This is a genomic window from uncultured Mailhella sp. (genome assembly GCF_905187505.1).
GTDB lineage: Bacteria > Desulfobacterota > Desulfovibrionia > Desulfovibrionales > Desulfovibrionaceae > Mailhella.
In genome coordinates, this window is sequence record NZ_CAJJIC010000021.1 from 1 (window position 1) to 26,928 (window position 26,928).

The window sequence follows — 26,928 nt, forward strand, 5'->3', positions numbered from 1 at the left end:
ATGGCCTTCCTCAACGAAAAGTAGCGGCATGAGCCTGCCGGACCGCAGATCCGGCAGGCCTCGCCACGCATGAAAAAGCCCCGACGAAAGCCGGGGCTTTTTTTGTGCGGAAAAGATCCGAGTCGGCAGGAAGGCGGGGTCAGGCGGGGAATCGGAAGTCTGGTTCAGGAACGAAGCCGCGGCAGGGCCGGAGACCCGCGTTACGGTGGCTCAGCATGCATGGCGCGCGGCCGTTTCCATCGGCCGCGGCGCGTTCATGCCTCAGAGGACGCGAAGATCGGCTTCGGTCATGTTCAGGCCTCTCAGGGCGTTCTGGTACATGATCTTGTCGCGGATCGTGCTGGTCTTGAAATAGGTTTCGTACACCTCGACGGCGGGCTTCATGGGAATGAACGGGTAGGCGGAGCCGAACACGATCTGATCCTGCAGGAAGCCGTTGGCGGCGTCCACATAAGGACGGGTATAATGGGTGTTGATGCCGTACATGTCGGGGCACAAGTACAGATTGGGGTGGGTGAGGGCCACGTGGATGATCTCGTTCACATAGGGAACGTGCCCGTGCAGATCGAAGACCCGGAGCCGGGGAAAGGTCTTCAGCATGTCGTCGATGCAGCACACGGGCTGCGAGCCGTAAATGCAGCCGCCGGTGAGGAAGAGGGGAATGTCCTGTTCCTGCATGTAGGAGAAGAGGGGCTGAAGGGACTTGTCGTTGATGGGCAGTTCGGGGTTCATGCTGAATCCGAAGGGCAGCTCGAGGGAAAGACCGGTGCAGGGGCCGTTGACGACGTAGGTTTCGGCATCGGCAATGGCGCGCTGCACATGATAGCCGTTGATGGCGATGGCTCCCTTCAGACGGTCGGGATACCGCGTGACGATGTCCACGACGTCCTCGGCGGGCACGATGGGATCGGACTGCGGGGCAAAGCTCCAGCGGGCTTCGGCCATGCCGAGGTTGATGCCGGCCTCATCCATTTCGCGGCAGCATAGTTCCATGGAACGCCTGACGACGGATTCGGGCAGCTCGTAGCCGAACATGCATCCGTACGTGGGAAAGATGTCGGTGGTGGACTTGAGAAAGCTTTCGGTGACGGGACGAAGGCGCATGTCGATGATCATGGTCAGCTCCTTGCATACGGTGAGAGATCAGTTTTTTCCGGGAATGACGTTCCCGGAGGCGCTGTCCCGAAAAATGCAATTTTCATGCCATATCGCCCCGGCGGGGAGGGGATGTCCGTGGAACGGAAAAACGGGGCCTTTGTTCCGTTCCATGCCGAAAAGAAAAAAGCGGACATCGTCGAGACGTCCGCTTTTTTCTCCCGGAGGAGATGCGTCATGTTATATTGTACTGCTTCAGCTTTCGGGCCACCGTGACGTAGCTTACGCCGAGGGCCTTCGCTATGCTTCTGCAGTCCTTGTGAATGATGAAGGCCTGCTGAAGAACGCGCTTTTCGGCGTCTTCGACCGCTTTTTTCAGGGGAACCAGACTTGTTTTGTTCTTGTAAATGCTGTCGTTCTGCTCGATGAGATATTTTTCCGTGATGACCGGAGCGGGGCAGAGCAGAACCAGACGTTCTATCATGTTGTCCAGTTCGCGTATGTTTCCATGCCAGGGCATCTTCATCAGCTTTTTGACGACGCCTTCGGACATGGTTTTTGATGTTGAATATATCTTATTGTAATAATTTAAAAAATATGCAATGAGGTCGGGCATGTCCTCCTGTCGTTCCCGAAGAGGAGGGACCATGAGCTGCAGCACGTTCAGGCGGTAGTACAGGTCGCTTCTGAAGTCTCCCGCGGCCACCATGGCGCCGAGATCCTTGTTGGTGGCGGCAAGGATGCGCACGTCTATGGAAATGTCTCTGGTTCCCCCCACGCGGTGGAACTTCTTTTCCTGCAGAACCCGCAGCAGCTTTACCTGCATGGGCAGGGAGAGTTCGCCTATTTCATCCAGAAACAGGGTGCCCTTGTTGGCCACTTCAAAGTAGCCCATCTTCATGCTGGAAGCGCCGGTAAACGCTCCTTTTTCATACCCGAAAAACGCGGATTCCAGAAGCGTTTCCGGAATGGCCCCGCAGTTCACGGAGACGAAGGGTTCCTTTTCCCTGTTGCTGTATTTATGGATGAGCTTGGCTATCTCGCTTTTGCCGGTGCCCGACTCGCCAAGAATCAGCACCGTGGCCGTGGTTGACGCCATTCGATTGATGAAATTGATTATTCTTTTGTGGTGGACGCCGCTCGGCATGCACAGGGTTCTTTCGTCTTCCGGGGGTTTCCTCGGCTCGTTGAGCAGTCCTATGGGAATGTTCAGCTTGCCGATGTCGGATATGAAGGTTTCCAGCTCCCGCACGGTGGCAAGTACATATTCCACATTGCCGTCGGCATCCAGAACGGGCGTGTTGGTGATGTATTTTTCCCGTCCGCTCGGCCCCACGCTTTTGGCGTGCATGATGCGCTTTTCCTGAAAGGCCAGGGGAACGAATCCTCCGAAAATATGATCATTCTCCTTCAATTCTTCCCATGTGTGCCCGATGAACTCTTCTTTATTGACCATGTTCTGTTCGAGTGCGGCTTTATTGGCATATACAAGAACAGTGTTTTTGTCCCATATGAAAATTCCGTCTGGAGAATGATCAAGTATTCTGCAAAGAGTATCGTAGTCCATTTGCTTTACTAACTATGCTTTTATGGCCGAATGACCGATTATGAAGGGAATGGAGTTCTGAAAGGAGATATTAAGCGTATCGCGTTCCGCGCAAAAAAGCTATATGGGCAAGGGTAAAATTTCACGATTATTGTTACAAAAATTATAATCAAAATATAACACACTGTTTTTAAAAATGAAATTTGTTTCTTAAATGAAACAAACCTTATTCTGTTGTGTCGGGCGGATTCTGACCGCCCTCATTTTCATGCCGAACAACGGGGGACGGGGGAGGGGAAAAACAGCGACTGGAAAAAAGTACCATTAATTTTACCATGTTACATTATTTTTTTAAAAGTATTTCCCTGGCATGATTTTTGCAATTCAGAAGAGAGAGAAGGAGGAGGAGGAAATGAGCAGACTGTGGATGCCGTGCTTCATAGGTCGTCTTGAGCTTCCGACGAGACTGGTCGTTACGGCCGCCGGCGAGGGCATGTGCGACGACCGGTTCCATGCAACTTCCCGCCTTGTCGAGCGGTACAGGGAACTGGGCAAGGAGGGGGCCGCGGGACTTGTCATTACCGGGCATGCCTTTGTGTGTCCCGAAGGCAGGCGCCGCGAAGGGCAGATATCCGCTGCCGACGATGCCGTCATCGAGCCGCTCAGGGCCGTGACGGCGGCTGCCCGGGCGGACGGAAGCCGCATATTTCTTCAGCTGAGTCACGGAGGCCTGTGCTGCGATGAGTCTCTTACCGGCATTCCTGCAGCCGGTCCCAGCGCGGCTGACCGGGCTCCGTACTATGCCGGAAGAGCCATGACCGCGGAAGAGACAAGGGCTCTCCCCGGACTTTTTGCCGCGGCGGCCCGGCGGGCGAAGCTTGCCGGATTCGACGGCGTGGAACTGCACATGGCTCACGGCTTTCTGCTCAGCGAGTTCCTTTCCCCCTTCTTCAATCATCGGGAGGATGAGTACGGAGGCTCTCAGGAAAACAGGACGCGTCTGGCCGTGGAGATCATTCGTGCCGTGCACGCCGAGTGCGGCGGGGACTTTCCGGTCATGGCCAAGATCAATGCGGAAGACGGGGTCGAAGGCGGCATGACGATAGACATGTCGCTTGAGTCGGCCGGGCTCATGCAGGAGGCGGGGCTGGACGGGCTGGAAGTGAGCGGGGGCTTCTGCTTTTGGAAGAAGCAGAGCGACACGCCCATGAAGCCCGTGTCGCTCAAAACGGGAAAGGGCGTCGGATACTTCCTCGAAGCGGCGCGGCGCTTTCATGAGGCGCTTTCCATACCCGTCATCGCCGTGGGGGGCATCCGTACCTTCGAGACGGCCGAGGCGGTCCTTGCCGACGGCGACGCCGACATGGCGGGATTGTGCCGTCCTCTGATCCGTGATCCTGCGCTGGCCCGCCGGTGGCGTCGGGGCGAGACCGTTGCTTCGGACTGCCTGTCGTGCAATCGCTGCGTGGCCCTCTCCAGGACTTCTGCCGGACTCGGCTGTCCCGTAAGGAAAGAGGCGGACTGAACAACGAATAGTCATTGTCAGATGAAGAAGAAGGAGACGCTATGACTCTTACGAGGAAGACCCTGGCCCCTGTCGCCACCGTGATGGCCGTCATTCTCTGTGTCTTTCAGGTGTATGCCACGGGCGGCATCGGGGTTCTGGAAGCTCCGGTTCTCAGAGCCGGTCATCTCAGCATGATTCTGTTTCTGACGTTCATATGGATACCCCCGAGAAAGGACAAGGATCCTCTGTGGGCGGTGTTGCTGGACATCGTTCTGGCTCTCGGCGCCATGTCCGTCCTCGGATACATTCTCTATGATCTCGACGCCATACTCAATCACATGCGCTATGTGGACGACGTGACGCCCGAAGCCGTGTTCTTCGGTACGCTGTGCATGCTTCTGGTTCTGGAAGCGACCCGCCGACTTTCCGGCTGGCCTCTCGTCATCGTGTCCGCAGTGTTCATAGCCTATGCGCTGCTGGGGCAGCACCTGCCCGCGGCCGTGCGGCATGACGGCATAGGCTACGACCGCTTCATTGAAACGATGTTTCTGCTCACGGACGGCATCTACGGCATTTCGCTCTCCACCGCCTGCACCATGATTTTTGCCTTCTGCATGTTCGGCGCCTTTCTTGAGACTTCCAGCATGAACAGCGTGTTCATGGATCTCTCCTGCCTGCTCACCAGAAAATCGAAGGGCGGACCGGCCAAGGTGGCCATTTTCGCCTCGGCGCTGTTCGGTTCCATTTCCGGTTCCGCTCCGGCCAACGTGTATGCCACGGGCGTGTTCACCATTCCTCTCATGAAGCGCGTCGGCTATCGTCCGGCCTTTGCCGGAGCCGTGGAGGCCGTGGCCTCCACCGGCGGGCAGATCATGCCGCCCGTCATGGGCGCGGCGGCGTTCATCATGGCGGATCTCACGGGCCTCGGCTATCTGGCCGTCATCAAGGCGGCGCTGCTTCCCGCCGTGCTGTATTATCTCGCGCTGTGGATCATGATTCATTTTGAGGCGTGCAAGTACAATCTCGGCACCATTCCCCCCGAAGACGTTCCGGACAAGAAAAGCGTGCTCCGTCGTCTCTACTATCTGCTGCCCATCGCGCTCCTCATTGTTCTTCTGCTGTCCGGCCGTTCCGTGAACTTCGCGGCCTTCGGCACCACGCTGTTCATCGTGCTGCTCGGCATGTGCGCCGCAGCCACCCGCTTCACGCCGTCCCGCTTCCTGCTCGCCATCAAGTCCACGGCACGCAGCGCCCTCATGGTGTCCACCTGCTGCGCCTGCGCGGGCATCGTGGTGGGCTGCATCACGGCCACCGGCATAGGGTTCAAGTTCATCAACGTCATCACCTCCCTGGCCGAGAACAACCTGATCATCATGATGGTGCTGCTCATGCTCACCTGCATCGTGCTCGGCATGGGCGTTCCCACGACTCCCGCCTACATCATCGTGGCCACGCTGGGAGCTCCGGTGCTCATCAAGATGGGCGTCCCCGTCATAGCCGCCCACATGTTCGTGTTCTACTACGCCATCCTTTCCGTGGTCACGCCCCCGGTATGCCTTGCGGCATTCTCCGGTGCGTCCATAGCGGAGGCCAACGCCATGAAGACCGGCTTCATTTCCATGCGTCTTGCCATAGTGGCCTTCATCGTGCCGTTCTTCTTCGTCCTCCAGCCCGAGCTTCTCATGGTGGGAGATCCGCTCAGCATCGCCCAGGCCTGCGTGACTTCCGTCATTGCCATGTACGCGCTTGCCGGCGGCATGCAGGGCTGGCTCATCACGGGCACCCCCGTCGTGGAGCGTGCGCTGCTCATGGTCAGCGGCCTGACCATGCTTTACCCGGGCACGGTGACCGATCTCATGGGTTTCGGAATTCTGGTGCTTGTCGTCATCGTTCAGCGCATGCGCCGTCATGCCGCAAAAAACGCTGCTGCGTAATGTCGCGCGGCACAAAACAAGGAGCTGCATCATGATCATCGACTTTCGTCTTCGTCCTCCGGTCAATCCCTATCTCAAGGGAAAAATGTACAACCTGGAACGCAACAAGCGGCTCAGCGAAAGCATGGGCATGTATCAGTCGGCATCGGTCCTGAACTACTCCATGGACATGCTTCTGGAAGAAATGGAAGAGGCGGGAATCACTCTCGGCGTTGTTCCCGGGCGCGAAAGCAATCCCGGCATGGGCGACGCCACCTGCGAGGAAGTGACGGCCATCGTCGATTCCCATCCCGACAGGTTCGTCGGCATTGCCGGCGTGGATCCCACGAAGCCGGATGAGGCCATTGCCCGCATTGAAAAGTTCGTGCTCAACGGCGTGCTCAAGGCGGTCTGCCTTGAGCCCGGCGCGCTCCCCCAGCCTTTGTACGGCGATGACAAGAAGCTCTATCCCGTCATAGAATACTGCGCATCCAAGGACATTCCCGTCATGATGATGCTGGGCGGCAATGCCGGGCCCGACGTGAGCTACACCAGCCCTGTGCAGATCGACCACGTGGCCGCAGACTTTCCGAAGACCCGCTTCATCATTTCCCACGGCGGCTGGCCCTGGGTGCAGGAAGTGCTTCATGTGGCCTTCCGCCGCACGAACATCTACATTTCTCCCGACATGTACCTGTTCAACATGCCCGGCTGGCAGGATTACGTCACGGCCTGCAACTTCTTCCTGCAGGACCGCTTCCTCTTCGGAACCGCCTATCCCTTCCTTCCCCTGAAGGGATGCGTGGAACATTTCATGAAGCTGCCCTTCAAGCCGGAAGTGCTGCCCAAGCTGCTGTATAAAAACGCAGCAGAACTGCTGAACATAAGCTGCTGATGTGGGAACGGGCGGAAGATTTTCCGCCCGGCCCGCGAGTTCATAACGTCCCAACAAAGGAGCTCTTAGATGAAGAACCTGATGAAAGCCGTCGCCGTGGCCCTGCTTGCCGCCGGACTCCTCAATCCCTGTTTTTCGGAGGCTGCTCCCCAGAAGATCAAGGCCATAAGCGGCACCGTGGGCGGCGTGTGGTTCGTCGGCCAGGGAGCCATGGGCAAGGCGCTCACCAAGGCCTTTCCCGGCCTTGAGTACAATCTCGTCGCCGGAGGCTCCGTGGGAAATCCCATCCGCATAGACAAGAAGGACGGCGACATCTCCATTACGCAGAGAACCAACAGCATCGCGGCGCAGGTGCCGTCCGACCCCTACAAAAAGAAGCTGAACGACGTCCGGTCCCTCGGCGTCATCGGCGACAGCACGCCGCTCAGCATCGTGGTGCGCGACGATTTTCCCGTATACACGCTCGATGATCTTGCGCAGAAGAAGCTGGCAGTGCGTCTGGCCACCGGCCCCAACGGAACGACCAGTCAGTCCTTCGGCAAATGGGCGCTTGAAGCCTACGGCATCACCCTCAAGGACATCCAGTCCTGGGGCGGCCGCATCTTCACCAACAACTACGACGACGTCAGCAACATGGTCAAGGACGGACAGATTGACATGTTCTTCTTTGTCGGTCCCGGCGAAGCGGGCTGGATTCGCGATGCCTCCATCGGCGTCAAGCTGCGCTTCATCCCCATTCCCGCGGACAAGGCGGCCGTGCTTCAGGAAAAGTACGGTCTTGCGCCCGACGTGCATGAGGCCTCCAAGTACGGCGGCGAGCTGAGCGGCGGCAAGGACGTTCCCACGGTGGGCGACACTTCCGAGTTCATCGTTCGTGCGGACATGGCCGAGCAGGACGTGTACGACATACTCAAGGCCTGCTTCGACAACTGGAACGACGTGGTTCTCGCCTATCCCGTATGGAAGACCTTCACCAGAGAGAACGCATGGAAGAATCCCGGCTTTCCTCTGCACCCCGGAGCCGAGCGCTTTTACCGGGAATTCGGCGGCATGAAGTAGAACCGTTCGGGCGGGGTCACGGCTTTTTTCTGCGATCCCGCCTTTTTTGTACCCTTTTTTCGACGAACCGAGGAATCCCATGGCCTTCGACGCTCTTTTTCAGCCCATATCCATAGGCTCTCTGACGCTTCCCAACCGCATCATCATGTCCTCCATGTCCACCCGCATGGCCAGAACCGGGGGGGGCATGACCGACAGACTCATTGCCCACTACCGCCGCCGCGCCCGCGGAGGGGCGGCGCTCATCACCGTTGAGCTTGCCGACGTTCATCCCCTGATGCCGCATCTTCGTCAGACGCTCTGGCTGCACAACGATGCCGCCGTGGCGGCCATGCGTCCCCTTACCGACGCCATACACGAAGAAGGGGCCGGAGCCTCCATTCAGATAGGCGTGTTCTTCCGTCCCGCCATGGCAGGGCTGTGCCAGTACACGTCCTCGCTCAGGAGCCCGGAAGCTCTGCCTCACGCCCAGGAGCTGACGACCCTCGAACTTGACCGGCTCGGCGACGTCATTGCCATGGGGTGCCTTCGGGCCAGGCAGGCGGGCTATGACGCCGTGGAACTGCACGGCGTGCATGGAAGCATCATGGAGGAATTTCTTTCTCCCTACTGGAACAGGCGTACCGACCGCTACGGAGGCTCGCGGGAAAACCGCATGCGCTTTCCTCTGGAAGTGCTGGAAAAGACCCGGCGTCTCGTGGGCGAGGAGTTTCCCGTCATCTTCCGCATCTGCGGATCCGAGTTCCACCCGGAGGGGAGCACGGTGGAAGACGCCGCCGCCTTTGCCGCGGCTGCGGAAGAACGGGGACTGAACGCCATATCCCTTTCCGGCGGCATCGGGCATATCGATCATCTGGCCATTTCCGCATCCTATGAAAAGCGCGGAATGCTTCTGCCTGCCGCCCGCGCCGTCAGGGAGCACTGCCGCATTCCCGTCATCGTGGCCAATGCCCTCACGCCGCAGATGGCCTGCAACGCCGTGGAACAAGGCGACGCCGACATCATTGCCCTCGGCCGTCCGCTGCTTGTCGATCCCGACTGGCCTCGGAAAATGCGGGAGGGCCGCGTGGAGGAAATCCGTCCGTGCATCCGCTGCAATCAGGGCTGCATGGGCGGCCTGCGGGACCCTTCGCAGCCGCACATTCTCTGCCTTTCCAATCCGCAGATGGGAAGACTCATGCAGGATGAGCCGCCGGCCTCGGAACATCCTCTGAACATCGTGGTGGCGGGCGGCGGTCCCGCAGGCTGCGAGTTCGCCTGTACGGCCGCGCAGCGCGGGCATCATGTCACGCTGCTGGAGCGGGAAGGGCGTCTCGGCGGACAGTTCCGTCTGGCTGCCGTGCCTCCGGGAAAGGGCGATTTTCAGGCGCTGAGCGACTATTTCGAGGTGGTGCTTCCCCGCATGGGCGTGGAGGTGCGCCTGAATGCGGAAGCGACGGCGGAGTCTGTGGGGGCGTGCCATGCCGATCTTGTCGTCGTTGCCGCGGGGTCGGAGCCCTCGGTGCCTCCCGTTCCCGGCATGGATCTGCCTCATGTCTGCCTGGCGGCGGACGTGCTGAAGGGCACCGCGGAGCCGAAGGGCTCCGTGGTGGTGCTCGGCGGCGGCGCCACGGGGCTTGAAACCGCGCACCTGCTTGCGGAGCGCGGACGGAGCGTGACGGTGGTGGATCTGCTTCAGGAATTCGGCCGCGACATCGTTGCCCATGTGGGCGTGCGGGAAAAGCTCCTGCGCCTTCTGGAAGAGGCGGGCGTGACGTTCATGCCCCGCATGCGCGTGAAGGCCGTCACCGCCGAAGGCGTGGTGCTGGACGACCGTCCGCTGTTCGGCGGAGGGCGGACGCAGCTTGTGCCTGCGGACAGCGTGGTTGTGGCCATGGGGCAGCGGCCTGCCGTCGCGCTGCTTCGGGAGCTCGAGGCCGCGGGCATCCGATGCGTGGCGCTGGGAGACTGCGCCAGACCAGGAAACGCGCTTGCGGCCATGCATGACGCGTATGACCTTGCGCTTTCCCTGTAGCGTCCCGCGGGAAACGTACGTCGTTCTGCCAAATAACCGAGGAGTGACACATGGGATATGTTATCGACTTTCGTATTCGTCCCCCGCATGGAAGCTTTCTGAACAGCGGCATTTTCAAGTGCTGGGACTTCGACAGCCCGGAAACCATGACCGCCATACAGATGGGAAGGCGCGACATTCCCTCCGCCCGGGCCGGATCCATGGATATGTTCATTCGTGAAATGGATGATGCGGGCATCGTCAAGGCCGTGATCATGGGACGGCGCACCGGCGACGCCGCGCTCGGCAGCGGCAGCGTGGACAATGCCGAAATCAAGGAGCTCATGGACCGCTATCCCGGGCGCTTCGTGGGCTTTGCGGGCATTGATCCGACGGAGGCGGGAGCGCTGGAAGACATTGAGCGCTGTCATGCCTGGGGCTTCAGGGGCGTGAGCGTGGAACCCGCATGGCTCAGGCCCGGCATGTATGCCGACGATCCGCGTCTTGATCCGGTCTATTCGCTCTGCAACGAGCTGGGCATGGTGCTCAATCTGACGACGAGCGCCTTTGTCGGGCCGGACATCAGCTACTGCGAGCCGGTGCACATTCAGCACGTGGCCGCAAAATATCCCCGCATGAACATCGTGGTCACGCACGCCGCCTGGCCGAACGTGGACAAGCTGCTTGGCGTGTGCCTTGTGTGCATGAACGTCTATATCGCTCCCGACTGCTATTTTTATGTGGAAAACATGCCCTTTGCCGATCAGCTGGTGCGCGCGGGCAACGGATTCATGCGCCACAGGATGCTGTTCAACAGCAGCTATCCCGTACGGGGGCTGAAGCAGAGCGTGGAAACGTGGGCCGACAAGGGGCTCGATGCCGACGCCCTGGAACGGCAGTACTACTGGAACGCCAAGAGACTCCTTGGCCTGTGAGCCTGTCCGGGGCGGCGCCCTGCCGCCGCCCCGCAGCATACGGAGGCAGCGCGATGGACAGACATATGTTTTCTGAGGAAACGCTCATCAACGGCATGAGGCTCAAGAACCGCTTCGTCATGTGCTCCATGGTCACGAACTATGCCGCGAGAAACGGCGAAGTGACGGATGAGCTGATACGGTATCACGAGGAAAGAGCCCGCGGCGGCTGCGCCATGAACATGCTGGAGGCCACCTACGTTTCCCGCGAGGGCAACAGCTATTTTCGCGGCGTGGGCATATCGGACGATGGCCACATTCCGGGCCTGCGGAGGCTTACGGATGCCGTTCATGCCTGCGGAGGCAGGATAGGCGTGCAGCTCCAGCACGGAGGCAGAACGGCCCGGCCGTCGACCAACGGCCTGCCCATGCTTCTGGTATCCTTCATACCGGGTGTGACGGCGGTGGAGGAGAGCCGGGAAATGACGACGGACGACATTCGCAGGCTGACGGAAGCCTATGCGCAGGCGGCCGTGCGCGCCGTGAAGGCCGGCTTCGACGCCGTGGAGATTCATGCGGCGCACGGGTATCTTCTGGCGCAGTTTCTTTCGCCCTTCACCAACCGGCGCGAGGATGAGTACGGCGGCACGCAGGAAAGGCGCATGCGCTTTCCCATGGAAGTGATGGACGCCGTGCGCAGGGCCGTGGGACCGGAGTTTCCCGTCATCGTGCGTCTGAGCGCGGAAGAGTTCGTGGAGCCGGGGACCACGCTGGAGAGCGCCGAAGCGGCGGCGCGAATGTTCGTGGAGCACGGGGCGGACGCGCTGAGCGTCAGCGTGGGCACCACGGAAACCAACTGCTACACCATTCCTCCGGCCTGCATCGCGCCGGGCTGGAACGCCGGCCGTGCCGCCGCCATAGGTCGGGCCGTCGGGCATCGCGTGCCGATCATCGTGGCCGGGAGAATAGGCGATGCCGAAACGGCGGCGCGCATTCTTGAAGCCGGACAGGCCGATCTCATCGGCCTCGGCAGGGCGCTTTATGCCGATCCGCAGTTTCCGAACCGGGTGCTGGCCGGAGAAGATCATCTCATTCGTCCGTGCGTGGCCTGCAACGACGGCTGCGTGGGGGCCATGGCCCGTCTTGAGCCCACCTCCTGCGCCGTCAATCCCCGGGCGGGCCGTGAACATCGCTATCCTGTGGTTCCGGCCGCGCGTCCGAAGAAGGTGCTTGTCGTCGGAGGCGGCATTTCCGGCATGTATGCCGCGCTTGTGGCGGCACGCCGCGGGCATGCGGTCACTCTGTGGGAGAAGGGCGGCAGGCTGGGCGGACTTTTGAACGTGGCGGCCGTTCCGCCGCACAAGGGCCTGTACCGCGAGCTCGTGCGCAGCGTGGCCACGCAGCTTGAGGCGCTGGGCGTGAATGTGGAGCTGAACCTGGAGGCGGAAGTCGGGAACATTGCATCCTTCGCGGCCGATGCCGTTCTTGTCGCTGCGGGCAGCGAGCCCTTTACGCCCCGGTACGTCAGAGGCTCCTCCTCCGTCTATGCGGAAGACGTGCTGAAGGGAGCTCCGACGGGCAGAAACGTGATCATTCTCGGCGGCGGCATGGTCGGGTGCGAGACGGCCGAATTTCTTGCCTCACAGGGCAGAAGCGTCACCATCGTGGAATTGAAGAACGAAGTTGCGTCCGACATGGAGGCGCGCAGCCGCAGACTTCTTCTTGAACGTCTTTCTTCCCTCAACGTGCGCATGCTTGTCGGAACGCAGGTGTGCGCCGTAGAAGAGGGAGGCACCGTTTCGGTGATGAATCCGTTCGGCAGAGAGAGGACGATTGCAGGTGCCGACACCGTGGTTTCCGCTTTCGGGTATCGCGCCCGAACGGAGCTGTACGAGGCGCTGGAGGAACGGGGCGTGGCGTCGCGCCGCATAGGGGACTGCCTGAACGCGGGCAACGTGCGTCTGGCCATGCGCAGCGCGCTGGAGGCGGCCTTTGCCCTGTGAGACCGTCGAAGAACCGCCGGCCCCGGAAATCGCCCGATGCCGGGGCAGTGCCGGAAAAGGACGCGGCGCTTTTCCCGGGGCGGAGAGAGCGGCAGCAGAAACGGGGGGCGTGTTCGTCGCGCCCCCCGTTTCCTGCATGGGGAATGTCGTTTTGCCGCCGATGCAGGCGGAACTTATTCCAGATTCATCATGGCGTGCACGCGCTGCTGCACGTTGTGGATGCGCGCTTTGAGCGCGGCCCTGTAGCGTTCGGGGTCGTGCAGGACATGAGCGGCAACGCCGCTTTCCATGGCGGCCTGCGCCACGGCAGGCGCGATCCGTTCCATGAGCCTGGGATCAAAGGGCTTGGGAAGAAGGTATTCCCTGCCGAAGGAAAAGTGCCGGCCTCCGTAGGCTGCGGCGACCTCTTCAGGAACAGGCTCGCGGGCGAGCATGGCTATGGCATGGGCGGCGGCAAGTTCCATGGACGGGGTTATGGACGAGGCCTGTATGTCGAGCACGCCGCGCATGAGGAAGGGGAAGGCGGACACGTTGTTGATCTGATTGGGCAGGTCGGAACGGCCGGTTCCCATGACGGCGTCCGGTCGCGCGGCCTTTGCCTCTTCGGCGCTTATTTCCGGTTCGGGATTGGCGCAGGCGAAAATGACGGGAGAGGGGGCCATGTTCCTTATCATCTCTCCGGTGACGATGTTTCCCGCAGCCATGCCGAGAAAGACGTCGGCTCCGGTCAGGGCTTCGGCAGGCGACATGTCGCCGGGCTGCGCGAAGGCCGCCTTGTAGGGATTCAGATCCTCTCTTCCCTCATGCAAGCATCCTTTTGAGTCGAACATCCGTATGTTGCGCTTCTGGATGCCGAGGGACAGAAAGAGTCTGGCGCAGGCAATGCCTGCGGCTCCGGCGCCGGCGACGACGACCACGGTTTCCGCCGGAGTCCGGCCGGTGAGATGCAGGGCGTTGATGAGCGCCGCTCCCGTGACGATGGCCGATCCGTGCTGATCGTCGTGATAAATGGGGATGTTCATCCGGGAACGGAGCGTTTCCTCGATGTAGAAGCACTCGGGCGCCTTGATGTCCTCCAGGTGTATGCCGCCGAAGGTAGGGGAAAGCGCCGTGACGGTTTCTATGAACTTGTCGGGGTCCCTGATGTCGAGCTCAAGATCGTAGACGTTGATGTCGGCGAAGAACTTGTAGAGCATGCTCTTGCCTTCCATGACCGGCTTTCCCGCCAGCGGCCCGATGTCTCCGAGACCGAGAATGGCGCTTCCGTTGGTGATCATGGCCAGAAGATTGTTTCGTCCGGTATAGGCCGAAGCATGATCCGGGTGATCGACGATGTCCTTGCAGGCGCAGGCGACGCCCGGGGTATAGGCCAGAGAAAGAGACTGCTGTGAAAAACACGGCTTGGTAGGAAGCACTTCCAGCTTTCCCGGAACGGGCATGCTGTGATAGGCAAGGGCCTTTTCCGCCAGAGAGGGAGCCATGGTTTATCCTCCAGTGCTGTTGAGCAGTGAGATCAGAAAGCAAGCAGATCGACGATGTCGGAAAGACTGTCCAGTTCGTCCAGTCTCTTCAGTTTCCGGTAGAGCTTTTCACTTTTTTCCGAAGAGAGGCATGCGGAGAACGCCGCGTTGCGCATGAATTTTTCCTTCTTCTCTTCTTCGGTGAGCGGAGAGCCTATGAGCTCGTGACCGCGGGGAAAGCGGGAGTACGCGTGCAGATGTCTTCCGTCCGTGGTCTCGACCTCGAGGAAGGAGGAAAGCTTGGGGTCGCCGTCATGAAGGGGCCAGCCTTCCGAGGTCATGCGGATGCGCCTTGTGAGCGCCATGACGTCCGGGGACGTGATGAAGGGAAGCGTGTAGTGTTCCAGACGGCAGTCGCCGCGCAAAAGCACGTTCGCCACGGCATACTGGAGCGAGAATATGGCGTCGGCATGAGGATTTTCCCGAAGGGCGAAGGGCCTGCCCACCAGATGGGCGCACGTCCAGGGGGAAACGTGAATGGTCACGGTCGCGACGTCCTCGGCCCTCAGCCCCTCATGAAGAAGATCCAGAGCGCATTCTATGGAAGAGTGCGTCGCCCGGCAGCAGGGGTAGCGCTTGAACGACACGCTGGTATGAAAGACCGTTCCCAGTCCGTCAAAGAACGTGCGTCCGTCGAAGCCGGAGGAAAAGACGTTCAGGAGCGTTCCGCCTTCGGCGACGGGATCGTCGACGCCCTGCATGCCCTGCGAGGCCAGTTCTGCGGCGGTGATTCCCGTCATGGCGGAAAAGCCCTGACCGAGATTGAACTGAATGCCCTGCTTTATGCCGCCCACCTGATGCGCGGCAAGGAAGAGGGCGTGCTCAAACTGCTTTGAGCTCAGGCCCATGAGCTTGCCCGCAGTCACCGCCGTGCCGAGCGTGTTGATGGTTCCCCGGCAGTCCAGCGGGGCCGTGAAGCTCAGGCTGGCGGCGAGGCGGCCCGTAAAGTCTTCTCCCGTGATGAGCGCGGCAAGCACGTCCTTTCCGCTCGCTCCGGTCCTTTCTCCCACGGCGAGGGCTGCGGGAACCAGCGTTTCGCTGATGTGCACGGGCGGTTTCTTCTGGGAAAGAACGGAGGAGCCGCCGACGCCGAAGTCGAAGGCCCGTGCGGCGACGGCATTGACGAAGGCTGCGCTGCGGGCGGGAAGCTTTTGACGGCTGCCGGGCATGGAGCTTTCCGGCGTTCCGCCCCATGACACGGCGAGCTGGCGTATGGTTTCAGAGGAAGGATCCGTTTGTCCGCTGAGCATGCAGCCAAGAATGTCGATGACGATGTCCTTGGCGCGTTCCACGCTGAGGGTCGGAATGGCGTCGAACGAGCTGCGGCAGAAGTGATCGGTAACGGTTCGGAAGGCTTCGCGCGGTGTCATGCCTTCGTTGAGAGGCTGGAGATTCATGGCGTTCCCCATGGGAGTTGAGGGAAAAAAGTCCCCCCGCTCCGTACCGGAGCGGTCCGGTACGGAGTTCATTGCGGAGCAGATTGTACGGGGGGAGAAGAAGACGCTACTTGAGAGGACAGTAGGTGTTGAGGAGCTTTTCGATGGAGGTGATGTCGAGGGCGAAGCAGTCGGAAACGAACTTGTCCAGATCCTGACCGAGCAGGAAGCCGGGGCCGGTGCGGTTGATCTTGCTGACGGCTTCACGGAAGGCCGGGAGCTGTTCGATGCGGGCGAAGGCTTCGCGCACGTACTTCACGCGTTCGGGATCCACGCCTTCGCGCATGGCGGCCATGCGCACGGACGTGCTCATGAAGGACATTTCATCGAACACCTTGCGCTGTTCCGGGGTCATGTCGACAAATTCCGTCAGTACCGGCATGTCGGGTTCCGCCGGATCGCGCTTGTCCAGCATGAGGAACCAGGGCTGGGGCACGATGCCCTGGCTGGCCTGCTGCATGGCCAGCGTGAGGGGCGTGACCACGAGATCGAGCTCTCCCTTGCCCACGGCGAGAATGGCTTCGGCCATGCTCTGATAGCCGGTGACGATGTTTCCCTGCAGGTCCAGAATGGACAGAAGCGCAAGGGAACTGAACACGCCCGAGGAATTCCGGGACATGCCGCCGAGACGCAGCTTTTTGGCTTTTTTGAGATCATCGAGGGTCTTGAACTTTTCGTTGACCACCACGGCCCAGGGCTCGATATAGCATCCGGCGATGTAGTTCAGCTTCGTGGAATCGTAGCGGCTGGCGGGGTTCTTGGTGAGATACGACATGAGATAGCAGTCGCCGAACATCTGCATGAACATGGTGAGACCGTCCGCCTTGGCGGAGTTCGTCACATAGTTCAGCCCCACGATGCCGCTCGCGCCGGACATGTTCTTGATGAGCATCTCGCCGCCCGTCACGTCGTTCCAGAACTTGGCGATCAGACGGCCGCCTATGTCGGAACCGCCGCCGGGCTTGGAGCCCACCACAAGCGTTATCTTGTTTTTCTTGTAGAATTCCGCAGGACTTTCCGCAGCGGCCAGTGAGGACGTTGCCATGGCGAGGACGCAGGCGAAGGCCAGAGCGACTGAAAGAAGTTTTTTCATGAGTCTCTCCCTGTTATGGTTTTCAGGCACCCTGAATGAGATTCCAGAGCAGCCCCTGTTCCAGATCCAGCTTCAGAAGAACGTTGAAAAGCAGATAGATGAAGGCGGGCGCGCACAGCGAGCAGAGAAGAGTTTCCTTCAGGCTGCCGCCGTTCAGCCGGACATAGAGGGCCACGAAGAGGAAGGGCGCCAGATAGAATCCGAGCAGACGGCATCCTATGGCCAGACCGACCAGGGGCAGCAGCCACAGAAACATGGCGTTGCTTTTGCCCGGCGCAGGTTTTGTCTTTTCCGGCTTCTTCCTGCACAGTTCGCGGATGATGCCGAGAACGGCAAGGGCGGCCATGATGGTGTTGACGACCTGGGGAAGTATTCGGCTGTTCATGAGCTGCAGCTGGGAAGTCAGATAGAATATCCAGCCGGAGACGAGCAGAATGACGGCATAGGAAATAATGTTGACGGTTCTCTTGTCCATTAGGCAGCCCTCTTCTGACGGATTTTTTTGCTGACGAAAGGCGCGACCAGGAAGATCATGGTGCAGATGAGGATGACGATGGGGCCGGGGTTCATGAAGAACGTCCAGCCGTTGGCCTGAAGACTGATGAAGAGATAGGTTTCAAACAGGTCTCCGAGAATGAAGCCGAGAAGCATGCTGCCGGTGTTGAAGTTGAAGCGGTTCAGCAGCAGTCCGAGGCAGGAGAAGAAAAGGAGAATGTAGACGTCGGCCATGAGTCCCCGGGTGGCGTAGGCGCCGAGAACGATGATGACGAGAACCAGCGGAACAAGAATTCGCCCGGGAATGAGAGAGATGCGCGCAAGATAGGAGACGACGGGCAGGCAGCATATAAAGCCGATGACGTTGGCCGTGGCCAGAGTGCCGAAGACGCAGATGGTCAGATCGAGGTGATCGGTGAACATGCTGGGGCCGGGCATGATGCCGAGAAGAACCAGCGCGCCGAGGCCCACCGCGCCCGTGGCGCTGCCGGGAATGCCGAGCGCGAGGGTCGTCAGCCAGGAACCGGATTCCTTGGCGTTGTTGCAGCTTTCCGGGGCGATGACGCCCTGAACGTCGCCGGTGCCGAAGTCGTCGGGATTGGCTGCCGAGCTCTTGGCGTGACCGTAGGCCACGAACACGGCGGCCTGAGCGCCGACGCCGGGCATGACGCCGAAGAAATAGCCGATGACGGAACATTTCAGGCAGAGCCACTTGTAGCGCAGAACGTCCTTCACGCCTTCAAACGTGTCGCGGATGCTGACCTTGGCCTTGCTGTTGCTTATGGTGCCGCTGCCGCCCTTCATGGCCAGCGCGATGAGCGGCGGCACGGCAAAAAGTCCGAGCGTCACGGGAATGATGGAAAAGCCGTCGAAGAGGAACGGATTGTCGAAGGTGAAGCGGATTTCGCCAGATACGGACACGAGGCCGACGCAGGAAAGCAGAATGCCGAGACAGCCGCTGATGAGGCTCTTTATTTTTTCTCCCTTCCCGAGAAGACAGATGAAGGACAGACCGGCAAGAATGATGAAGACCATTTCCTTGGAGGTGACCAGCATGACCAGCGGCATGATGATGAACATCATGCCCATGGCCATGAACACCGCAATGACGCCGCCCACGAGACTGCTCGTGAGCGCGGCGCCTATGGCCCGCGCGCCCTGTCCTTTCTGTGTCATGGGATAGCCGTCGAAGGTGGTCACGATGTTGGCCGCCTCTCCCGGAACGCCGAGAAGAACTGCGGTGATGGAACCGCCCGTAAAGCCCGTGGCGCTGAGGGCGGCGAGAAACGGCATGGCCTCCATCGGGTCCATCTTGAACACGAAGGGAAGACAGAGCGCCATGCCGATAAGGCTTCCCAGACCGGGAATGATGCCGAGCACCAGGCCCAGTACGGCTCCGAACGTTGTCCAGAAAAGCACCGAGGGAGTCAGACATAGTCCGAGCCCTGATAAGAGATTTTCCAACATCGGCCAAGACCTCCTTGAATGAAAATGCAGGGGATGGGAGAAAGGAAACACTGAGCAATGGACAGGAGTTAAAAGTGGTAAAGCAAAAAATATGCCATTTTGTAATATTTTGTTTTTTATGATGAAAAATGAAATGCGGCGTTTTGAGACCTGAAAATGCCGTGAAAAGTACGGATATTCGTAGTTTTTCTCGTTATTTTGTACCAAATTTCATCTCTGTTCAATGTCGTTTTTAGTTGAACGGAAAACTAACGGAAAAAGGCGTGCGCCGGGCGTGCTTTTAGGAAAAACGGAAGGCGGAATATTGTTGAAAAAGGAAAATTCCGGCGCGGAACATTCAGAAATGATGATTGTTGACGAAAAAATATTGTATTTTTACAACAAGATAAAATGATCCGTCTTTTTTTTCGGCGATACCGTTTCCCGGTTCGGGCCCTTTTGCCCGTCAACGGTCGCAGGAAGCATTCGGAGATCGGAGTTGAATTGCCGCCCGGTGCATTCCGGCCGAACAAGGTCGACGTTTTTTGAGCGTCGACGTCGTCTTTCGTGCGGAGAGAAAAAGCACGATATGCCGTGTCGTCTTTCCGCCGGAAAACACGATATGAAGTTTAAAAAAGGGAGCGCTCCACCTCAGGGGATGGAGCGCTCCGCGTCAGGGGGGAGGGAGGAAGGATGTCAGGAGGGGGAGTCCTGCTTCTTTCCTGCAAGATCGGCCAGAATGCCTCCGGCGAGCAGAAGATGCCGCTCCTCGTCATCGACGGAACATATCACGGGAATGTCCCTGCCCTGAGTGACGTTGTGCAGAACAAGGGAGCCCGTCTTCAGGGCGTCGTGGATGCCCGTAAGAGAGAGTTCGTCGTTCAGCCGTATGCTTTCCTTGTCGGAAGGATCGGCGAACAGGAGAGGCAGTATGCCGAAGTTGATGAGGTTGCGGCGATAGATTCGGGCGAAGGAGCAGGCGATGACGGCCTTCATGCCGAGGTACAGAGGCACCATGACGGCATGTTCCCGGCTGGATCCCTGACCGTAGTTTTCTCCTCCCACGACGCACCAGGATTTTGGCAGGGAGTCGGCGTGCTTTCCGAACTCGGGGTCGATGCGTTCAAAGACATGGGGCACGGACGCGGGAACGTTGGAGCGCAGCGCCAGCATTTCCGCGCCGCCGGGCAGGATGTGGTCGGTCGTTATGTTGTCTCCGGCCAGCAGCTTGACCGCCATGTCGAGGGAATCCTCCACGGGCGTGCCCATGGGCATGGGCTGGATGTTGGGCCCCTTCTGCACGGGGAAGTCGGGGTCAGGACACGGCCGTTCGGGACGTTTGCCCAGCAGAAAATGCTCCGGCAGGAAGACGCGGGGCATGGTTCCGAAGCTGCGGGGATCCGTGAGGCGTCCGTGGAGCGCGGAGACGGCGGCGGTCTGCGGACTGCAGAGATAGACCTTCGCGTCGATGGTTCCGGAGCGCCCCTTGAAATTGCGGTTGAAGGTGCGCAGGGTGGTTTTGCCGGAGCCGGGAGACATGCCGGCGGCGTTGCAGGGGCCGCAGCAGGCTTCCAGGAGTCTGGCTCCCGAGGCGATGAGCGAGGAGAGCTTGCCGTCTAGGGTGAGCTGCTCCAGGGTGGTGCGGGTGCCGGCGGCGACCGTGACGTCGAGTTCCCTCGGGAGCTTGCGTCCCTGCCAGATGTCGGCGGTGACGGCAATGTCCGCATAGTGGGCGTTGGTGCAGCTGCCTATGCATACCTGATCGAGCTTCAGTCCTTCCAGCTCGCTCACGCGGACGACGTTGTCGGGGCTGTTCGGGCAGGCCACCATGGGGACGATGGTCGAAAGGTCTATGACCAGCATGTCGTCGTACACGGCGTTTTCGTCAGCCGCCAGGGGCTTCCAGTCCTTTTCTCTGCCGAAGGCCCGGAGGAAGGCCAGCGTCTGATGATCGCTGGGGAACAGAGAAGCCGTGGCTCCCGTTTCCGCTCCCATGTTGCAGATGGTGGCCCGCTCGAAGACGGAAAGCGTTGCCGCTCCTTCGCCTCTGAATTCCAGGATTTTTCCCACGCCGCCCTTGACGGAGATGGTTTTCAGAAGATGAAGGGCCACGTCCTTGGCGGTGGACCATTCCGGCAGTTTTCCGATCAGCTCTATGCCGAGGACGGAAGGACGGGAAATGCGGTACGGCGAGCCGGCAAGCGCGCCGACGGCCGTCAGGCCCCCGACGCCTATGGCCAGCATGCCCATGCCGCCGCAGGTCGGCGTATGGCTGTCGGCGCCGAGAAGCACGCCGCCGGGGAAGGCGAAGGTTTCCAGATGGGTCTGGTGGCAGATGCCGTCGCCGGGACGGAAGAAGCAGGCGCCGAGACGTTTGGCCATGCCCTGCAGATAAACGTGATCGTCGTCGTTGCGGTAGCCTACCTGCAGGGTGTTGTGATCGCAGTATATGGCCAGCAGAGGCTTGACGGACGTGATGCCCGCGGCTTCGAGCTGAAGGCATACCGGGGTTCCCAGCGCGTCGTGAATGAGAACCTGATCCGGCAGGATGTCCAGCATGCCGTCCTTTTCCATGTTGTGGCTGAGGCATATTTTTTCAAAAAGATTCAGCGGCATAGTCTTCATGCTCCTTCTGTGTCGCCTGTTAGAGCGAGTAGTCCCCGTGCCTGCGGATGTGCTCCAGCAGTCCGCCGTCATGGAGAATGTTCTGGATTTCCCGCGGGAAGGGCTTGAACGTCAGCAGGGTTCCGGTCGTCAGATTGCGGATCTCGCCCTTGTCGAAGTCGACTTCCAGGGCATCGTCGTCGCGGATGCCGCTCGTGTCGCATTCTATGCAGGGCAGTCCGGAATTGATGGCGTTCCGGTAGAAGAGCATGCCGAAGGAGCGGGCGAGAACGGCTCTGATTCCGACAGCTCTGATGTTGATGCTCGCGTCGACGCGGGAGGATACCGTTCCGAATCCTTTTCCCGCGACGAGGAAGTCTCCCGGCTTCAGCGACTGCACGAAACCGGGCCGGAGGTCGCTGAACAGGGTGCGGCGAATTTCTTCCACCGGTGTGCCCGCCGGTTTGTATTTGTCGGAAGCGTGTTCGTCGGTATTGATGAAGTCGCCGAGCACATGGGCATATCCCTTGAAGGTCATGCTGACTGCCTCCTGCAGAAGTATGGTCTGGGGTCGGCGATGTGTCCCGTCAGGGCCGAAGCCGCTACGGTTGCGGGCGAAGCCAGATAGATGGATGCGGACTTGTTGCCGAGTCGCCCTTTAAAGTTTCGGTTGGCGGATGATATGACGTTGTCGCCGTCTCCGGGCACGCCTATCTGCGTGAAGCTCGTGCAGGGACCGCAGGCGGGCGGCATGACCATGGCTCCGGCTCTGACGAAGATGTCGATCAGGCCTTCGGCATTGGCCTCAAGCAGCACGCGGCGCGACGCGGGCGTGATGAGCATGCGCACGGCGGGATGAATGTGTCCGTCTTTCAGCACGGCCGCCGCGGCGCGCAGGTCTTCGAGCCTTCCGTTGGTGCATGAGCCTATGATGGCAAGATTGACCGGCGTATGCTCCTCAGACGAGGCCGCATGGACGTTGTCCACGGAATGCGGGCAGGAGAGCATGGGCTCGATGCTGCCGAGATCGAGCTCTATCGTCCGGCAGTAGGACGCGTCCGGGTCGGCGTTGACCAGGCGTCCGGGAGCGTTTCTGCTTTCGAGCATCCATGCCGAGGTGCGTTCGTCGCCGGGCATGATGGCCGTTTTCGCGCCTATGTCGGAAACCATGTTGCAGAGCGTGAAGCGTTCGCCCATGCCGAGGTTCTTCAGCGCTTCGCCGCAGAATTCCAGGACCTGATAGCTTGCTCCTTCCGTGCCGATGAGCCCCATGAGGGCAAGGGCCGCGTCCTTGGCGTAGACGCCGGGAGACAGGGTTCCTTTGAGTTCGACCTTTATGCTTTCAGGAACCTTCAGCCAGATTTTTCCCGTCGCCATGGCCGTGGCGAGCTCCGTTTCTCCTATGGCGAGGCAGCAGCAGTTGACGGCCCCGAGAGACGATGCGTGAGAGTCGGCAATGCCTCCGAGCGCCCCGGGATAAAGAAGATGATTTTCCATGAAAAGCTGAAGACTGATGCCTTCGCCGGGAAGGAACAGGCGGACGCCTTCCTTTTCTGCGAACTGCCGGAGCTTCTTTTGATTGTTGGTGCGCTGCGCATTGGTGCTCGGAACGAAGTGATCCATGGCTATGGCCACCTGTTCGCGCCTGTGCAGAGGCAGGCCCAGATCTTCAAACATCCGGACGGCTCTGGGACATTTTGTTTCCGTTCCGGCCGTAAAGTCCAGCTCCGCGACGCAGAGGTCTCCGGCGCGAAGATCCCTGCCCGCGTGGGCGCTGATGATTTTTTCGACGATGGTTTTGCCGCTCACGATACGCTCTCCTCAGACGGTGGACTTGAAATTGGACAAGAAAGCTCGGCGGCACGGAATGCCGCCGAGCTTTTTTTTAGTAGGTCAGCCCTTCAAATCCGTCTTTTTTCAAGCCGACGGCTTCAATGGCGGCATAGATGCGCTCGCGTTCCGCATCGGAGAGAGGGCAGAGCGGAGGACGCACCGTCGCGCGCTTCATGCGGCCGAGATACACAAGCGCTTCCTTCATGCGGGTATGCATGTCCAGCAGCGGGGGCGTTCCGTAGAAGACGTCCACGATGGGGAAGAGCCGGTCGCTGATCTTGCGGGCGCGCACGAGATCGTTGGCTTCAAAGGCGGCAAAGAGCGCGGCATGAATGTCTGCGAGCACGCTGCCGGAACCGGAGATGAGACCGTCGCAGCCGAGAGCCAGGGAGCTGAGCAGCCAGGCGGAATGGGTGGTCAGCATGCTGACATGGCGGTCGAAGGAACGGAACATGCGAAGGTGCTTTTCATGCAGACGGGGATCGCCGCACGAGTCCTTCATGCCGATGATGGTGGGAACCTCCATGCAGAGGCGGCGCACGGTTTCAATGGGATAGGTCAGGCCGCTGCCCACCTTGAACTGGAAGATGACCAGAGGAAGTTTGGAGGCCGCCGCAATGGTCTTGTAATGAACGAGCGCCATTTCGGGACGCAGATGGCCGCCGCGATACATGAAGTGGGGCGGAAACACCAGCAGACCGGAAGCTCCGCTGGCTTCCGCCATGGCGGCGAGCTCCGCCGCGCGCTGGCTGCCTTCGGCGTTGATGCCCACAAGAAGGGGAACCTTGCCGCCCACTTCATCGAAGGCATGCTCTATGCACTGCCGCTGTTCTTCCGGGGTGAGGGTCTGAACCTGGGCCACGTTGCCGTTGATGCAGATGGCGGTGACGCCCTTGACGTTGGCAAGATAGCTCAGATGCCTTCTGAACTCCTCGAAGTCAATGGAGCAATCTTCGTGGAACGGTAAAAGAGCTGCGGGAATGACGCCTTTGGCAGTGAAGGGAAGACGGTTCATGGTAACTCCTTGCAGGTTGTTGGGAAGGTTATGTGAAGACCGATTCGGGGGAGTCGGTCGTCTGGCTCTTCTGTCACGGTGTCATGCAAGAAGCAGGCCATAATGGAAAACGTTGACAGAAAGATAGATGTTGACCATCCTGCTTTTCAGCATGAGGAGGGATGGTATGCCGATTTGCAAGAGCTGCGGTTCCACGCAGTGCGTAAAGAACGGAAGGGTCAGGCACAAGCAGCGGTACCGCTGCAAGGTCTGCGGTTTCAATTTCGTGGAAGGAGATTTGCGCGCGTCACGGGACAGCGCCATGAAAAAGCAGCTGCTTTGCCTGATGAGAAAATTCGGCGACGTTCCTTTGCGGGAAGTGGCGGAACTGCTGCATGTCTGGCCTTCGCAGCTGTATCGGTGGGAGAGGGCCGACGGGAAGGAGGCAGGCGTTGCGGGGGGCTCTGTTCGGGCGATGCGCGCTGAAACGGTTGCGACGGAACTGGCCCGTCTGCTTCCCTCGGATGGAGAAAAAACGATCGTCATGGCGGCAGGATCGCCGTGGGAGGGCGGTCGTGCGATCGTTCTGCTTTATGAAGACCCGGACAGGCATGTCTGAATCAGGTTTGTTCGATATCTATCTTTTGGAGAACATTTCCGAAACATTTTTTCTGAACTTTCCCGAAGAGAGAGGCCGGATGCCGCAAAAAAGTGAGTGAATTGTTTTTTTTTACCATTTCAGGCGTTTTCAATCACGATATTTCGTGATAAATGATCAACAGGAGTATATTTTTCAGCCGGACCACGAGAAGAGGTTGCCATGAAGATATTTTTCCAGTCAGATTTCAAGGAGCGCTTCCAATTTCCTGATGAGATCACCGACGCGCTCTCGGAACTGTTTGCCCATCATCATTCTCTTCAGGAGCTGCTGGAAAAACTGTTTGTCTTCTTCCGGGGACGGCTGGATTATGATTTTCTCATGCTGTCCTTTACCAATCAGGAAAAAGAAAAGAGCCGCTACTACATGTTTCCCCGGCGGGACAGCGTCAAGGATTCCTTCATGCAGATAGAGACGCCTATCAAGCTGCAGGCCTCTCTTTATAATACGCCGCAATGCGCAGTCCGCATTGGCAGCCGCGTCGATACCGTGCCGAGCATATCCATCCTGAAAAAGCTGATGCCCTCCGTTGATTTTTCCTCGCTGAGATTCAGGACCATCAATAAGTACAACATGATTTGCGGGCTGATGTTCATTTCAAGGAAGAAGGACACCTTTACCCGTGAGCACGCGCACCGGCTTTTCGGGCTGGAAGAGATTCTTACCCATTATTTCAACAACATGCCCAACTGGGACGATTCATTCTTTGACGAGAATGCCGAACAGCAGATGCTTCCGCTGACGAGTCTTCCCGGCATGAGGGGCACGGTGGATCTCATATGGAAGGTGGCCAAGCAGAACTGTCCGGTGATGCTTCTGGGGGAGACGGGAACCGGCAAGGAAGGCGTGGCCGATGCCATATACAGGGCCTCGGAGCGTGGTTTCAATACCTATGTGAAGGTCAACTGCGGGTGCATTCCGGACACGCTCATCGACAGCGAGCTTTTCGGTCATGAAAAAGGCGCCTTTACCGGCGCCATTCATACGGTGCAGGGGCGCATCGAGCAGGCGCATCTTGGTGTGCTGCTTCTCGACGAGCTGGGGGAACTGCCTCTTCCCGCTCAGACACGTCTGCTGCGCGTCTTGCAGGAGGGCACGTTGTATCGTGTCGGCGGCAGAGAGTCCATTTCCGTCAATGTCCGCATCATTGCCGCCACGCATCGCAACATTCCGATGATGGTCAAGGAAGGAACCTTCAGGGAGGATCTGTTCTATCGGCTGAACGTGTTTCCCATACAGATTCCTCCGCTTAGGCAGCGGCCGGAAGACATACCGCTGTTGTTGAAGTTCTTCATCCAGAAGAAGGCACGGCAGCAGGATTGTCCCGTCCCGGAGCTCAGCGCTGAAAATCTGGACGCGCTTTGTTCGTATGCCTGGCCCGGAAATATCCGCGAGCTTCAGAACGCCGTGGAACGGGCATTCATCTTGTGGGGAGGAAATACGTCCGAACCCTTCGTCGTTTCGGTCGATCCTCTGGAGATGACCACGGGCGGCAGTCTGGCGCACCGAAGCAGGGAAGAGGCCTCCGGCAGAGCGTCGTCCCAGGCTTCCTTTGATACGCTGGAGACCGCCGTCCGCAAGCACATTCTTCAGGCACTCATCAAAACGCATGGCCGCATCAGCGGGGCGGGAGGCGCCGCGGAACTTTTGGACGTGCATCCCAATACGCTGCGCTCCAAGCTGAAGAAGCTTTCACTCGACAAGCATCCTTCCATGCTGAAAAAGGGCAATGCTCCGACGGAGGCCTGAAAGAGTCGTCTTGCGACGGAAGGCCGTACAGGGAAAAAAGAAGAGGTGATTCCGGCTCCGCGGCGCGGAATCGAAACGCCGTCCGTACCGTGCGGCTGCCACCGTGCGGGAGAGAGTCCTCTTTGCGGCTGACGGAGATCTTTTGCGTGCAATGCTGATAACTATTTTTTTTCAG

Annotated in this window: 20 protein-coding genes and 1 pseudogene; 10 read left to right on the forward strand and 11 right to left on the reverse strand. The window is 59.4% G+C overall.

Translation table 11 applies throughout. The features are described 5' to 3' along the window. Nucleotides 1-261: 261 nt before the first annotated feature. Nucleotides 262-1,116 carry an amidohydrolase family protein gene (locus tag QZZ60_RS03740; protein ID WP_295637987.1) on the reverse strand — a complete coding sequence of 285 codons (855 nt, stop codon included), beginning with the start codon at nucleotides 1,114-1,116 and terminating at the stop codon, nucleotides 262-264. A 214-nt stretch (nucleotides 1,117-1,330) separates the two neighbouring features. Then, nucleotides 1,331-2,662: a sigma 54-interacting transcriptional regulator gene (locus QZZ60_RS03745; RefSeq protein ID WP_295637990.1), complete on the reverse strand. Its 1,332-nt coding sequence runs from the start codon at nucleotides 2,660-2,662 to the stop codon at nucleotides 1,331-1,333. Nucleotides 2,663-3,053: 391 nt separating this feature from the next. On the opposite strand from QZZ60_RS03745, the gene QZZ60_RS03750 reads away from it, so the two are divergent. The 7 genes from QZZ60_RS03750 to QZZ60_RS03780 all read left to right on the forward strand — a co-directional run bounded on the left by QZZ60_RS03750 (nucleotide 3,054) and on the right by QZZ60_RS03780 (nucleotide 12,925). Continuing rightward, on the forward strand, nucleotides 3,054-4,166 hold the full coding sequence (locus QZZ60_RS03750; RefSeq protein ID WP_295637993.1) for an NADH:flavin oxidoreductase: 1,113 nt from the start codon (nucleotides 3,054-3,056) through the stop codon (nucleotides 4,164-4,166). 41 nt (nucleotides 4,167-4,207) lie between these two features. Next, nucleotides 4,208-6,082: a TRAP transporter permease gene (locus QZZ60_RS03755; RefSeq protein WP_295637996.1), complete on the forward strand. Its 1,875-nt coding sequence runs from the start codon at nucleotides 4,208-4,210 to the stop codon at nucleotides 6,080-6,082. A gap of 31 nt (nucleotides 6,083-6,113) precedes the next feature. Then, nucleotides 6,114-6,956: an amidohydrolase family protein gene (locus QZZ60_RS03760; RefSeq protein WP_295637999.1), complete on the forward strand. Its 843-nt coding sequence runs from the start codon at nucleotides 6,114-6,116 to the stop codon at nucleotides 6,954-6,956. Between the two features lie 69 nt (nucleotides 6,957-7,025). After that, nucleotides 7,026-8,015, forward strand: coding sequence for a TAXI family TRAP transporter solute-binding subunit (locus QZZ60_RS03765; RefSeq protein WP_295638001.1), 990 nt, complete (start codon nucleotides 7,026-7,028; stop codon nucleotides 8,013-8,015). A 79-nt stretch (nucleotides 8,016-8,094) separates the two neighbouring features. Further along, a complete protein-coding gene (locus QZZ60_RS03770; RefSeq protein ID WP_295638004.1) occupies nucleotides 8,095-10,029 on the forward strand; it encodes an FAD-dependent oxidoreductase in 1,935 nt (644 codons plus the stop codon). A gap of 50 nt (nucleotides 10,030-10,079) precedes the next feature. Next, nucleotides 10,080-10,943, forward strand: a complete 864-nt coding sequence (locus QZZ60_RS03775; RefSeq protein WP_295638006.1) for an amidohydrolase family protein — start codon at nucleotides 10,080-10,082, stop codon at nucleotides 10,941-10,943. 65 nt (nucleotides 10,944-11,008) lie between these two features. Then, nucleotides 11,009-12,925 carry an FAD-dependent oxidoreductase gene (locus tag QZZ60_RS03780; protein ID WP_295638009.1) on the forward strand — a complete coding sequence of 639 codons (1,917 nt, stop codon included), beginning with the start codon at nucleotides 11,009-11,011 and terminating at the stop codon, nucleotides 12,923-12,925. Nucleotides 12,926-13,098: 173 nt separating this feature from the next. Here QZZ60_RS03780 and QZZ60_RS03785 read toward each other — a convergent pair whose 3' ends face one another. From QZZ60_RS03785 to QZZ60_RS03825, 9 genes are all read right to left on the reverse strand, one after another. Next, on the reverse strand, nucleotides 13,099-14,406 hold the full coding sequence (locus QZZ60_RS03785; protein WP_295638011.1) for a malic enzyme-like NAD(P)-binding protein: 1,308 nt from the start codon (nucleotides 14,404-14,406) through the stop codon (nucleotides 13,099-13,101). Between the two features lie 32 nt (nucleotides 14,407-14,438). Then, on the reverse strand, nucleotides 14,439-15,842 hold the full coding sequence (locus QZZ60_RS03790; protein WP_295638013.1) for an MmgE/PrpD family protein: 1,404 nt from the start codon (nucleotides 15,840-15,842) through the stop codon (nucleotides 14,439-14,441). Between the two features lie 106 nt (nucleotides 15,843-15,948). Beyond that, nucleotides 15,949-16,974, reverse strand: coding sequence for a tripartite tricarboxylate transporter substrate binding protein (locus tag QZZ60_RS03795; RefSeq protein ID WP_295638016.1), 1,026 nt, complete (start codon nucleotides 16,972-16,974; stop codon nucleotides 15,949-15,951). A gap of 22 nt (nucleotides 16,975-16,996) precedes the next feature. Continuing rightward, on the reverse strand, nucleotides 16,997-17,449 hold the full coding sequence (locus tag QZZ60_RS03800) for a tripartite tricarboxylate transporter TctB family protein (RefSeq protein ID WP_295638019.1): 453 nt from the start codon (nucleotides 17,447-17,449) through the stop codon (nucleotides 16,997-16,999). Continuing rightward, nucleotides 17,449-18,936, reverse strand: coding sequence for a tripartite tricarboxylate transporter permease (locus QZZ60_RS03805; RefSeq protein ID WP_295638022.1), 1,488 nt, complete (start codon nucleotides 18,934-18,936; stop codon nucleotides 17,449-17,451). Before QZZ60_RS03805 ends, QZZ60_RS03800 begins: the two co-directional genes overlap by 1 nt. 675 nt (nucleotides 18,937-19,611) lie before the next feature. Next, complete coding sequence (locus QZZ60_RS03810) at nucleotides 19,612-21,531, reverse strand: aconitate hydratase (RefSeq protein WP_295638025.1); 1,920 nt, start codon at nucleotides 21,529-21,531, stop codon at nucleotides 19,612-19,614. Between the two features lie 28 nt (nucleotides 21,532-21,559). Then, the gene (leuD, locus tag QZZ60_RS03815; protein ID WP_295638028.1) at nucleotides 21,560-22,057 is read right to left on the reverse strand and encodes a 3-isopropylmalate dehydratase small subunit; all 498 of its coding nucleotides are present in this window, start codon (nucleotides 22,055-22,057) and stop codon (nucleotides 21,560-21,562) included. Next, nucleotides 22,054-23,328, reverse strand: coding sequence for an aconitase/3-isopropylmalate dehydratase large subunit family protein (locus QZZ60_RS03820; RefSeq protein WP_295638031.1), 1,275 nt, complete (start codon nucleotides 23,326-23,328; stop codon nucleotides 22,054-22,056). Before QZZ60_RS03820 ends, leuD begins: the two co-directional genes overlap by 4 nt. A gap of 76 nt (nucleotides 23,329-23,404) precedes the next feature. Beyond that, nucleotides 23,405-24,367 carry a dihydrodipicolinate synthase family protein gene (locus QZZ60_RS03825; RefSeq protein WP_295638034.1) on the reverse strand — a complete coding sequence of 321 codons (963 nt, stop codon included), beginning with the start codon at nucleotides 24,365-24,367 and terminating at the stop codon, nucleotides 23,405-23,407. A gap of 166 nt (nucleotides 24,368-24,533) precedes the next feature. On the opposite strand from QZZ60_RS03825, the pseudogene QZZ60_RS03830 reads away from it, so the two are divergent. From QZZ60_RS03830 to QZZ60_RS03840, 3 genes and pseudogenes are all read left to right on the forward strand, one after another. After that, nucleotides 24,534-24,650: pseudogene (locus tag QZZ60_RS03830) on the forward strand (IS1 family transposase); the annotation flags it as partial. A gap of 18 nt (nucleotides 24,651-24,668) precedes the next feature. Next, a complete protein-coding gene (locus QZZ60_RS03835; RefSeq protein WP_295638040.1) occupies nucleotides 24,669-24,965 on the forward strand; it encodes a hypothetical protein in 297 nt (98 codons plus the stop codon). Nucleotides 24,966-25,166: 201 nt separating this feature from the next. Further along, on the forward strand, nucleotides 25,167-26,753 hold the full coding sequence (locus QZZ60_RS03840) for a sigma-54-dependent Fis family transcriptional regulator (RefSeq protein ID WP_295638037.1): 1,587 nt from the start codon (nucleotides 25,167-25,169) through the stop codon (nucleotides 26,751-26,753). The last annotated feature ends 175 nt before the right edge of the window (nucleotides 26,754-26,928 follow it).